The 13,124-nt window shown below is 35.2% G+C and carries 6 protein-coding genes; 3 read left to right on the top strand and 3 right to left on the bottom strand.

Going from position 1 to position 13,124, the window contains the following annotated elements:
• Positions 1-182: 182 nt before the first annotated feature.
• The 3 genes from OXU93_RS01775 to prfC form a co-directional block, all read right to left on the bottom strand.
• Positions 183-2,648, bottom strand: coding sequence for an HD family phosphohydrolase (locus OXU93_RS01775; RefSeq protein ID WP_267384125.1), 2,466 nt, complete (start codon positions 2,646-2,648; stop codon positions 183-185).
• Positions 2,649-3,966: 1,318 nt separating this feature from the next.
• A complete protein-coding gene (locus OXU93_RS01770) occupies positions 3,967-4,284 on the bottom strand; it encodes an HU family DNA-binding protein (RefSeq protein WP_267384741.1) in 318 nt (105 codons plus the stop codon).
• A gap of 191 nt (positions 4,285-4,475) precedes the next feature.
• Positions 4,476-6,098 (bottom strand): peptide chain release factor 3, encoded by a 1,623-nt coding sequence (prfC, locus tag OXU93_RS01765; RefSeq protein WP_267384124.1) that lies wholly within the window; start codon positions 6,096-6,098, stop codon positions 4,476-4,478.
• A gap of 1,411 nt (positions 6,099-7,509) precedes the next feature.
• Here prfC and dnaK point away from each other — a divergent pair.
• The 3 genes from dnaK to OXU93_RS01750 all read left to right on the top strand — a co-directional run bounded on the left by dnaK (position 7,510) and on the right by OXU93_RS01750 (position 12,011).
• Positions 7,510-9,675, top strand: coding sequence for a molecular chaperone DnaK (gene dnaK, locus OXU93_RS01760; RefSeq protein ID WP_267384123.1), 2,166 nt, complete (start codon positions 7,510-7,512; stop codon positions 9,673-9,675).
• Between the two features lie 80 nt (positions 9,676-9,755).
• Positions 9,756-10,637, top strand: a complete 882-nt coding sequence (locus OXU93_RS01755) for a J domain-containing protein (RefSeq protein WP_267384122.1) — start codon at positions 9,756-9,758, stop codon at positions 10,635-10,637.
• A gap of 174 nt (positions 10,638-10,811) precedes the next feature.
• Positions 10,812-12,011: a 4-hydroxy-3-methylbut-2-enyl diphosphate reductase gene (locus tag OXU93_RS01750; RefSeq protein ID WP_267384121.1), complete on the top strand. Its 1,200-nt coding sequence runs from the start codon at positions 10,812-10,814 to the stop codon at positions 12,009-12,011.
• Positions 12,012-13,124: the final 1,113 nt, after the last annotated feature.

Here is a 13,124-nt window from a genome sequence, read left to right as displayed (position 1 = left end):
TACTTTAGCAAACTATTGCCAAGAAAACATCATCAGGTTTCGTAAGGGTCTAGAAGTTACAGTATTCAGAGTGTTGTTTTTTAACCTTCTATCATGTATCAATTTAAGATCGTGTCAGAGAAATTTTCGAATGATTTATTCGTTAGAGTACCGAAAGTGTAGGCTCAACAACTCTGATCAGTTCACTTTCCCTTAGGTTCTAAAGCAGCTTTAGGATACACAATTCTTTGATGATGGAATTGCTGCCAAACCTTGACAAAAACCTCAGCAATTATAGGTAGCTCCTCATATTTAATTCCTGAATCATTCAACTGATTATCTCGCCATCTCGCTTTAAAAATCTTATGGATCATTGCTAAAGCGGTTTCTGGTGTCGTTTCTTTCAAGGATCGTAATGCCGCTTCACAGCCATCGGCTAACATCACAATCCCGGTTTCTCGTGACTGAGGGATGGGTCCTTCATAGCGGAACTCTTCCTCACAAATTAGTTCCTCTCCGTTTTTTTCTGCCTGTTGTTTAGCCTGATAATAAAAATAGGAAATTAATAACTTTCCTTGGTGTTCAGGAATAAAGTTTCGAATCACTCGTGGTAAGCCATATTTACGAGCCATGACTAAACCTTCGGTAACATGCTTTTTTATAATTTCCACACTTTGCCGGGGATCGTTAATCTCATCATGTTTATTAGGCGCACCCATTTGATTTTCAATAAATCCTAAAGGATCGTGCATTTTACCAATATCGTGATAAAGAGTTCCTGTTCTTACCAACTCAACATTACAATGCAGTTCTCTAGCAGCTGCTTCAGCCAAACAAGCTACAAATAAGGTATGCTGAAACGTTCCCGGTGTTTCGGTCGATAATCGTTTGAGTAAAGGGCAATTAGGGTTAGCCAATTCTACTAAACGAATTGGAGTTACTAAATCAAACAAGCGTTCCAGATAAGGAGAGATTCCTAAAGCCATGACACTCCAGAGGAATCCAGATAGACCGTAAACAATTGCTCCCGGTAAAACTGCTGACCAAATTGTTCCCGCTACCGGTGCGACTATTAAATAAATGAGAAAATAAAGGCCTCCTTGAACGATGCCTACCCCTCCCCCTAAACGAGCTAATTCGTCTCGTGAACGGAGCTTTCCAGCCATAACTCCTGCTAATAAGCCCCCTGCTGTTCCCGCTAGAACATAGCTCCAATTTACTGTTCCTGCAGTAAATGTTGATAGACCACTTAATAATAAAACTTGAGTAACCGCTAGGGTAGGTCCATAGAAACTACTTGTCAATAACCCAATAGCTGGCAAATTGGTATAACCTAGATTAAAAATTGCAAGAAAAGGAGTACTTAAGCTTAATAAACACAGTAAAAAATGATCGCGGCGACGCATCGGACAATGAACACGATGAGTTACCATGCAAAAAACCGTAACCCCTCCTGCTACTAGAATCACAGAAATTCCTAACCCTAACCAATTGATGCCCCTACGACTTAATCCAAAGCTGTCAAGTAAGATAAAATCTGCTTGACTGATCGTTTCATTTGCTTTGACAATAACATCTCCCTCTTGAATTTCAACGATTATTGGTTCTACAGCTTGAGCTGCTTGTTCAGCCTGCCTCTTTGTTTCTTCTCTATCTACCGTTAAATTATGTCGATTTTGAAAAACAGACATGAGCAGCTTTTGACCCATAATCTTGCTAGAAAAAGGTATTGACGGCTCAAATTGTATTTTGAGGATATCCTGTAAAAGATTATTTGGCATTCCGGCTGGAATTCCTTGAATTAATATTTTTTTTGTGGTGTTGAGTAGTGCTTTTTGAGTGTTTTTCCAGGTATACTCATCCAAGTTTAGAAAGGCAACAGCTATTTCTAATGATAGGTAAGGACTTCTAATACCCGATAGAATTAATTTAGCCTGACTATACCGTTGACGAGCTTGACTCATCTCTTCTAAAAAGGTTTGAAATTCTTCTCCAGTCGTGGTTTGCCGATAATCTTTAAGCTCAGTTAGAGCTTTTTTAAAATCAGGAGATAGTTTGGATATTTTCTCCGGGAAACTGTCAATATTGTTAGTAATTAAGTGAAATCTAGCTATATTTAAGACTTTTTGCCAGTCTTGTTCAGAAAAAGCCCGTAATCTTTGTTGAGTGAACAAGGAAAGCTGTTGAACACTAACTACAGGGAAAGGATTACTTATATTTCGTAATTGTTGCATACTGACTAAAGCTTCTTTCACAGTCAATTCCAATTGACTGGTTAATTTGACATCCCGTTGCAATACAGGAATGATTCCAGTGCGAACTTCTTTTCGTTTCTCCTCAGTGGTTTTAAGATCTTCAAAAGTTCCATCCCCAGGGGCAATAATAGTCACTGGAGAAACAGTTCCTACGGCTAGTTTTGGTTGATTGTAGAAGCGATAACTAATTACACTAGTCAAGGATATAATCGCTAGCCCCCACATCATGGGTGGGTGAATTCTTCTCAAGGATGATGAACTATGTAATTTTTGAAAAAAATTAGGAGCATGGTTTGACTGAGACTTGTGGGGTATAGGTGAAGCATCAATATTCCTCGAAGGCGAAAAACTAAAATTATGGTAGTTTGTACGCCATTTATCCAGGCTTTTGGTTAAAAATTGAAGCTTTTTCATCGTATGTGAGGTCGCTGAAAAGACATTAGGAGCGTAATAGAGAGCCCTAAGAAATACGCCACTAAATTAAACTAGGGTAGATTTACCTTGAAATCTAGCCATGATAAAATAATCTCAATTTAATCATCAGACGTCTTTAACTACTTTACTGTTTATCTCTGGAAATGGCTTTGATTTTAAGTATTACAATTCTTCTAGACTGCATGTAAAAAATCATACGTAAATAAAAGATAAAAAATCTCGCTTTGTAAGGCTTCCCAGATCTCAAAAACCTTATTTTGATATAGATTGAGTTTTTGGGGTTATAAAATGTAACTGGGCTAAGATTTTTGACAGTTATTAGTTACTGATTTATTATAGTCTTCTTTAGAAGAGCCAATATTATTTTTGGGAAACAAGTTTGACAGATAAACGTTTTTGCATAATTAAAAGCGAGTTAACGACATTAATGTTAAGGTTTAGCTCAACTTGGCAATAATGTGCTTTATTAATTAACTTTCTTCTTTTCTCCTTTAAGCTGACTGCCAGTTAGATAAAATACCAAAATAACTATTGTATCTCCCGACTAATACTCCCGCTAAGGTGGTAATAATCTGAGATTTGATTTTAGCTGCTCCAAGAACTGTCGCTGAAGAATATTCTGGTGTAACTGTAAAACAGTAAACTGCTAAAGGGAAAGCCGATTGTTCTGGAAGTAGTGTTTTTGATAGAAAGGGTCAATTACTCGTCTACTCGTCTTAAGGAAGTTCTCAACTGGAAAAAAGACCTTAGTTTTTTTAAAGAGTATCTCAAACGAGAATTATATTGTTTGTAATAACAAGGTTAGTTTTTGAGAAAGTATATCTTTAGTCTCTAGATTCTCTCTTTACGTAATTACTCTCCCCTTCTAATTAACCTCTTTGTTATTGCTTGAATTTTAAAAAGCCATCAAAGGTATAAGAGTAAAGTGTAATCAGTAGTTACACCTATTAAACTATCCATAAAAGTTTCTCGAAAAAGATTTAAAAGTGAGTAATGTATTGTTCTATTATTTATCAATAAACTCTGAATACTAAACTAATCGTACTATTTAGAGCATACTGAATGATAAATTTATCCCAGGTAAGGCTATCAATTAGATGTCTAGTATGGGATGTAGTTACAACACCTCAACTTTTAAAAATATAAATTGCGAGTAGAGACATTTGCTAATAGCTAGAAGTCTGAATTGTGAGGTTTATAAATCATTTTTTTAAAGTACACAGGGATGTTAAGTAGAAGTGGTAAGACCCAAGAACATCACTTGAGATCGATACATTGGGTCTGTTATTTTTGATAGCTAGTAAAGGTCAGTTGTTTTTTCAGGGTTGACAACTTGTTCTTTAAACACTTTCCCTGCAGAGAAAGCAGGAACAGTAGTGGCAGGAATGGTAATAGACTGTCCAGTTTGAGGGTTCATTCCTTTACGTTCTTTACGATCTCTTGGTTCAAAAGTCCCAAATCCAACTAAGACAACTTTATCTCCTGAAGCGACGGTTTCCATAATAGTTTCTGTAAGCGCATCCAGAATATGACTAGTATCTTTTTTGGTCATACGAGTCTTGGCAGCAATCATGTTGACTAAATCTTCTTTATTCATCGTTATTCTATTGACAATTCTGACTGAGGCTGATTATAGCTGAATAATTGCTTTGAGATCACAGTATAAAGGATAAAAACAACGTTCTTTTCCCCTCTTAGTTGTTTAAGTTTATGGTTTATTTATAGCTTTTAGTCTTAATTTAACTCTCTAGTGAGGTATTTTTACTCGACTATCATAAATAACAATTTACTCCAACAGTTTAGCCTTTAACTTGGTTGAATACCTGCTCCTACAGGAACAATAGTAGTTAATCCTAATTCTGGCTGATTATCTTGAATTTGTTGCAAATTCCACTCATTTTTAAACAGTAATACTGGACGACTCCAATTATCTTTTACAACAGTAGTATTAAAAATTCTTCCGGCTTTTTCTAGAACTTTCCAGCCTCCGGTTACCCAACGGGCTACACTATAGGGAAGAGGTTCCAATTGAGTTTCTACCCCATATTCACTGAGCATCCGAAACTGGACTACTTCAAATTGTAATTGTCCCACAGCAGCCAATATCGGATCTCGTTTAAAGTCATCGGTAGAATACATAATTTGAATCGCTCCCTCTTCACGTAATTCTTGAATACCTTTTTGGAATTGCTTAAATTTAGAGGGGTTAGGGTTTTTTAGATATGCAAATATTTCAGGGGAAAAGCAAGGAATTCCTTCATATTCTATTTTTTTACCATTATAAATGGTATCCCCAATAGCAAATACCCCTGGATTATTCAACCCAATAATATCTCCACTATAAGCTTCTTCTATAGAAGATCGATCTTGGGCAAATAGTTTCTGAGGACGTGACAGACGCACGGTTTTTCCAGTTCTAGCATGGCTGACGGTCATGTCTTTTTGAAATTTCCCTGTACAGACTCGTACAAAAGCTACGCGATCACGGTGTTTTGGATCTAAATTGGCTTGTAATTTAAACACAAAGCCACTAAATTCAGGATAAGTAGGCTCCATTAGTCCCATAGAAGAATTCCGTCCTTCAGGTTTTAGGGCGTATTCTAGAAACGCTTCAAGAAATAATTGCACTCCGAAGTTAGTCATAGCCGATCCAAAAAATACTGGGGTCATTTGGCCGGAGTGGAGTTTTTTCAAGTCGAGGTCGGCTCCTAATTCCTCTAGAATTTCTAGTTCTTCTTTAAGCTGACAATAGAGGTCCTGCTCAAGATACTCTTCAATTTTAGGATCACCAAGCCTAATGGCAGTTTCCTGAGCACGTTGGCTACCATGTGCACGACGTTGAAAGAGGTATATAGCTTGTTGACGACGATCAAATATCCCCCGGAAACGATCACCAGTTCCAATTGGCCAGTTAATAGCATAGGTTTGTAGTCTTAATTCCTGTTCAATCTCATCGAGCAATTCCAGAGGATCTCTTGTGGGGCGATCAAGTTTATTAACAAAAGTAAAAATGGGAAGTCCACGTAAACGACAGACTTCAAACAGTTTACGGGTTTGGGGTTCTAACCCTTTAGCTGCGTCGACTAACATGACAGCATTATCAGCTGCCGCTAGAGTACGGTAGGTGTCTTCACTAAAATCCTGATGCCCTGGAGTATCTAGTAGATTAATCTGAAAGCTTCTATATTTAAATTGCAAAACAGTGGAGGTAATTGAAATTCCTCTCTGTTTTTCCATTTCCATCCAATCGGAGGTGGCCTTACGTTGGTCTCGTCTGGCCTTTACTGCTCCTGCTTGGTGAATTGCCCCCCCATACAGTAGAAGTTTTTCTGTTAGGGTGGTTTTTCCCGCATCAGGATGGGAAATAATAGCAAAATTACGTCGTTTTTCTACGGCTTCTCGGATTTCTTTCTGAACTTCGCTGGACATTCTTCAGGGGAGTCTCTTGAGCTAAGGCTATTAATCTTTATTCCTCATAGTATAACTTCTTATAAGAAGCAGGTAGTAAAGGTCAACAATTATTGACTTATTCATCCAATTAATAGCGCAACTAGATAGAATTATTTTTTATTACTTACTGTAATTTGACTCATAGATTTGTGTGTGATTTTAGCACAAACTTGAATAAATAGTTACGAAATAGCTTCTTTAAAAGTTTTTAAGACTAATGATTATTAGCTTTCATTAAAGTATTTGTACAATTTTGTCATGTTTAGACGTAAGATAAATAAGCTGCTCTTTTTTTAATACCATTTAAAGTGTTTAGTACAAAAATATTATTTGTACAATAAGTAAGTTTATAAATAATTCATTATTTTTTGTGAAAATAAAATTGCAGTTAAAATACTGTGTTGACTTTTAATTAGACTTTTTGCGTGATACAAAGTACTACTCAAACATATTAAATTTTTTTAGATATCTGACTGCAATTTAAACACCTAATCTCTCAAAATAAAGAATAGCTCTCATGAAATATTATGACATTCAAATTGTTAATTATAAATAAATATGATGTTTATAATTAAATCCAATACATATAATTTTATAGGATTAAATATAAATTTTGTAAAAAATTATCTTTTTATGATATGATGTTGTATTTTTTTACATGTACTTACTTTACTTTAGTAAAAAAATACAGATCATTTATTTACTTTATCGATTTTTTTGTTTAAATTTAGTTGTTTAACTTTTTAATAAAGGACATATCATACAATATGCGTAAATAACTGTTTGATATATAAAATAGTTGTTTTAAGAAAAGAACTTGCACCAAACTATCAATAAACAATAAATATAGATAGTTATTTAATGAATTTAAATTTTTAAAAAGTAGTTTAGAAGAAAAGCTGCTTTTTAAAAACAAAAAAATAAGTTGAAATTATTGCGACGACTATCTATATTTATTGTCAAAAATTAAAAATTCTATTGACAAAAATAGACCAGTCTAAAAGTGGGTTTATTATGATTTTTATACAAAAATATTCTTTGATTTACTAAAGCAATAACTTTTGCTTTTTGCTCTGCTTCATAATTAAAAACTAAGACTATTCAAACTATTAAGGCTATGGGAATAATTACTAGACATTTATGTCTAGGTCTGCGAAATTTTATATAGATCTTTTACTTCTCAAAAAAGCTTTTGAGAATATTACGCGTTAACCGTTACCGATTCCGTTAAACTGCATAAAGAGTTTATATGGAAGACCTCTCACAACATTGAGATAGAATATTCTCAGTGAGGCATGGTGGCCGGTGGCACGCTTTCAGCGTACGCGGTAATCTTTCAAAAAAATAAAGACTCAAGATTTAATTGGAGTAGCTGGAGAAAAACAGAGGCATGGGAAAAGTAGTCGGCATTGACCTGGGGACAACTAACTCTGTGGTAGCCGTCATGGAGGGCGGAAAACCAGTAGTGATAGCCAGTTCAGAAGGGATGCGGACAACCCCTTCAGTAGTAGGTTTTAATAAAGATGGAGAATTAGTAGTTGGGCAATTGGCTAGAAGACAGGCTGTTCTCAACCCTCAAAATACATTTTTTGGGGTGAAAAGGTTTATGGGTCGTCGGTATGAAGAGCTTGAACCAGAATCGAAACAAGTTCCCTATACTGTTCGTCGAGATGACAACGATAATATTAAAATTCGTTGTCCTCGCCTTAAAAAAGAATTTGCCCCCGAAGAAGTCTCCGCGATGATTCTACGAAAATTAGTAGGGGAAGCTGAACGTTATTTGGGAGAGCCAATCACAGGAGCCGTAATTACTGTTCCCGCTTATTTTAATGACTCCCAACGTCAAGCTACTAAAAATGCTGGGCGCATTGCCGGCTTAGAAGTTCATCGTATTCTCAATGAACCAACGGCGGCTTCTTTAGCTTATGGGTTGGATAAACAGCGCTCACAAAAAATATTAGTCTTCGACTTGGGAGGAGGAACCTTTGATGTTTCTATCCTCGAAGTGGGGGATGGAGTCCTCGAAGTTAGAGCAACTAGTGGAGATACCCAATTAGGAGGCAATGACTTTGATAGACGTATTGTTGATTGGTTAGCTAAAAAGTTTATTGAACAAGAAGGAGTAGACCTCTGCAAGGATAGACAGGCATTGCAACGCCTAACCGAGGCTGCAGAAAAGGCCAAAATTGAATTATCAGGGGTTAGTATAACTGACATTAATCTTCCTTTCATCACTGCCACTGAAGATGGTCCAAAACACATTGAAACCCGTTTAACTCGCCCCGAATTTGAAGATCTTTGTGGAGATTTAGTGAGTCGCCTCCGTCGTCCTATCAAACGTGCTCTCAATGATGCACAGTTAACCTCTGCTCAAATCGATGAGGTTGTACTTGTCGGGGGAGCAACCAGAATGCCTATGATCAAAGAGTTGATACGAAGTTTTATTGATAAAGAACCTAACGAAAATGTTAACCCTGATGAAGTGGTGGCAGTAGGAGCTGCTATTCAATCAGGTATTTTGGAGGGGCAAGTTAAGAACATATTACTACTTGATGTTACTCCTTTATCTTTGGGGTTAGAAACTATTGGAGGTGTTACCAAAAAATTAATCCCCCGTAACACGACAATTCCAGTTAGACGTTCGGACACCTTTTCTACTGGAGAAAATAATCAGACTATGGTGGAAATTCATGTGGTTCAAGGAGAACGGGAAATGGCGAAGGATAATAAATCTTTAGGACGGTTTAAATTAAGCGGAATTCCGCCAGCCGCTAGAGGAATTCCCCAAATTCAAGTGGCGTTTGATATTGATGCTAATGGAATTTTGCAGGTGATGGCCCGTGATCGTACTACAGGACGGGAGCAAACCATTACCGTTCAAGGAACTTCTACCCTAGATGACGTGGAAGTCAATAGAATGATTCAAGAAGCCGCCAAATTTGCTGAGGGTGATCGCCAACGAAGAGAGCGAGTAGAAAAACGCAACCGAGCTCAAGCTCTAACGGATCAAGCCTTACGGCGACTTAAGGAAGTTACTCTTGATTTTGGAACTCAGTTTACCAGTTCTTATCGTCGTCAAATTGAGTCTTTAAATACTGAAATTAAGGATAGTCTTGATAAAGACGATGAACGTCGTCTCGATCTCGCTCAAGCTGATCTGCAAGACGTACTCTACGAACTTAACCGAGAAGTTCGTCTACAATATGACGAGGAGGATGAGGGCTTTTTTAATTCTATTCGCAAGACGTTAACGGGAAAATCTGAAGACGATCTCTCCTATACTACCCGTCGTCGAAGCACCTATCGTGATGATTATGCTTCCTCCCCTTATGAGTATGAGGAACCTCAAGACTATCGATCACCCCGCTACGATAACTATGACGATTATGAAAATTGGGGGGACAATCGTTCCTATCGTTCCCAGTCGAGTCGTAAGTCATCTACATCAGACAAACGGTATCCTGGAACTGAGTCTGAAAGGTATTACTCTCGCGATAAATCTCGTCTTATTCCTGCCGAGAATAATTGGGATGAAGAGGACGATGATTGGTTCTAAGGTAGTTAATAAGTTATTTACTACTAAGTTTTTTGAACCTAACCATTCAATGTCTACTATATATTTAGATAACTAATTATATGCAGCAAGTCCGCAACCATTATGCCATTCTAGGAGTCTCAAAAAACGCTACTAGTGAGGAGATGAAGAAATCTTTTCGGAGATTGGCACGACAGTACCATCCTGATGTTAATCCAGGGGATAAGATGGCTGAGGAGAAATTTAAAGATATTAATGAAGCCTATAATATTCTCTCGGATCAGACAAAACGTGCTGAATACGATTCACAATTCTTTGGTAAACGTCGTCCTAGTCGTGGACGAGATACGATTTTCCGCAATGGTATTGGTAGTAACAATTCTTATCGTCAAGACTCCGACTTCTGGAAGTTTAAAAATTTTAGCCCAGGAAACAGCAAAAGGATAAAAATCGTTAACTCTTCTCCTTTAGGAAGACGGGATGTAGAGGCTAAGTTAAATCTACCCCTAGAAAGGGCTTATCAAGGCGGACGTGAACGCATTCGCCTTGAAGATGGGCGATCATTAGAAGTAGAAATGCCCTCCGGAATGATTAATGGACAAAAAATTCGTCTCAAAGGACAGGGGCTTGACGGAGGAGATCTTTATTTAAAAATTTCCCTAGCAACTCATCCATATTTTGAGTTACAAGGAACGGATATTTTTTGTCGTATCCCCGTTACTCCTAGTGAAGCTATTCTAGGGGAAACTATCGAAATTCCCACAATTGATGGGTTGGTGAAGATGACTATTCCTGAAGGAGTTCGTCCAGGTCAAAGGTTGCGTTTGGCTAATAAAGGATATCCTGACGGCAATGGTGGTCGAGGAGACCAATTAGTAGAAATTCATATTGCTATTCCCTTAGAAATTAATGAAAAAGAGTTTGAGTTATATCAAAAAATTCGTGAAATAGAAATGTTTAATCCGCGCCATAATTTTCTTTAAACTGTTAATATTGCTCACTAATTAACTAGTTAAAAACTAAAACAATGGATACTATCATTCGTATTAGATTTGTTGGAGCAATTGATATTTTTTATAGGAAAGAATAAAGCTATCATACGAGTGCTCACTCAAACTAAGACTATACTTTCTATTACAATATCTAGATTAAGTCTGATGGATACTAAAAAATTTAAACGTTCATTGCAACAGTCCGCACATTACCATCGCAAAGGATTTGGCTATGAGTACGAAATTATGCAGACTATGAATATGGAGTATCAAAGTTCTCTGATTCAACGAATGCGTCAAAACAACTATCAATGGCAAAATGGAAAAGTGACGATTCACCTAGCAAAAGCATTTGGATTTTGTTGGGGGGTTGAACGAGCTGTTGCGATGGCTTACGAAACCCGTAAACATTTTCCAAATAAATCTATTTGGATTACCAACGAAATTATTCATAATCCTTCTGTTAATCGACAACTTTTGGAAATGGATGTAGATTTTATCGAAGTGGTAAATAACGATAAAGACTTTTCTGCAGTTAAACAAGGAGATGTCGTTATTTTGCCAGCTTTTGGAGCAAGTATCAGTGAAATAGAACTTTTAAATAATAAAGGTTGTACAATTGTAGATACTACTTGTCCTTGGGTTTCTAAGGTTTGGAATTCCGTAGAAAAACACAAAAAACGCAATTACACCTCCATTATCCATGGCAAATATCTTCACGAAGAGACTGTTGCTACCAGTTCATTTGCCGGTGATTATTTAGTTATCTTAAATTTAGAACAAGCTAACTACGTCTGCAACTATATCTTGAATGGAGGAAACAAAAAAGAATTTTTGGATAAATTCAAGAATGCCCATTCAGCAGGATTTAATCCTGATTCCGATTTAGAAAAGTTGGGGATTGCTAATCAAACAACTATGTTGAAAAGTGAAACAGAACAAATTAGTCAAATATTTGAAGAGACAATTATCAAAAAATATGGAAAAGCGAATTTGCGTGACTATTTTATGAGTTTTAATACAATCTGTGATGCCACCCAAGAACGTCAAGATGCTATGCTAGAATTAGTTAAACATAATTTAGATTTAATGGTAGTTATTGGAGGATTTAATTCCTCTAATACCACTCATTTGCAAGAAATTGCTATTGGACGACAAATTCCGTCATATCATATTGACGATGCCACTTGTATCAAATTAGATAATAGCATCGAACATAAACCTTTAGGTAAAGATTTAAAACTAGAAAAAAACTGGCTTCAAGATGATCATGTTAAAATTGGTATTACTTCTGGAGCATCTACTCCTGATATTGTTGTAGAGGAAGTTATTAATAATATATTTGCCATTAAAACTAATAATTAAATTAAAACAGGTAATTGCTTTTATTCTATTGAACCAATATTTTTGAAGTAAGCTAGTCTATAGTTTAGTTTTTAGTTTTATTGCTAACTGGCATAGCCAATTTTTCTTATATACTTATTTTTACTAGATTGATTATACTTATGTTAATTAATCTAGAATAAACTTTGTATCAAATCTAGTTCCACAACATACTAATGTTTACTATTTTTATATTGGCTTTAATTAGTAAATTTTGTTAATCAGTTAGGTGATGCAATCACTAATAATTGTTATAAGAAATAGAACAATGATATAACGTTCATAGTATTTACCAATTAATATTTTAAGTTTTTCTAAGTCTTCACATAGTTCTGCGTGTGTTAAAGAAGAAATTAAATTAACTAAAACAACAGCTTAAACCAGTAAATATTCGTTTACATTTTTAATTTTTTTGCCAGGATAATATCTATAATTATCTTAATAAGAAAAATATTTTGCAAAAAAAACTCGTATCTTTATCTTAGGCATGTTCTTCTTCTAAGATTATAGTTGTTTTACTATTAATTTGTATATTTTTATATTTTTGAGCTCACTCTTTTATCTAAATGTACTGTTATTATATAACAACTTATCTATTTGTAAATTACAGTGATTATACTGATTACTAATCATTTTAATATCTATTTTTTTGGTTAGAACTATTTATTTGTATATTTAATAATTACTTGTATTACTTATTAATTAACTTTATCGATTTTAGCTATATTTTTGATATTGCCTTTGAATATCTCAGCATATATTATTTCTTTTTTAAGTAACTTTAATCTATTTTTAGATATACTTATAAGGTTAAGTTTATTTAAGATCTATATTAGATGATCCTATATTCTATATGAGAGTCCACTATTTCATAGTTTATTCATTAAAATATTGAAGTTGCTTGATAGTTTAATTACAGTAAATAAAATAGTTTTTATTTGCAAAACATTATCTACTTTATAATTTTGTTACAAAATAGATGATTTTTATTTAAATTGATCTAAGATTTTTTATCATTAACATAAAAATTTGTGGATAAGATATTTATTAAATATTAATTTCTTATGTTTTTTAGAATGGATTTATTATTGTATT

This window comes from Cyanobacterium sp. uoEpiScrs1, from assembly GCF_947331815.1.
In the GTDB taxonomy this organism is placed as follows: Bacteria; Cyanobacteriota; Cyanobacteriia; order Cyanobacteriales; family Microcystaceae; genus Rippkaea.
The sequence above is the reverse complement of the archived record's forward strand: the minus strand, read 5'-3'. Positions and strand labels throughout refer to the sequence as shown.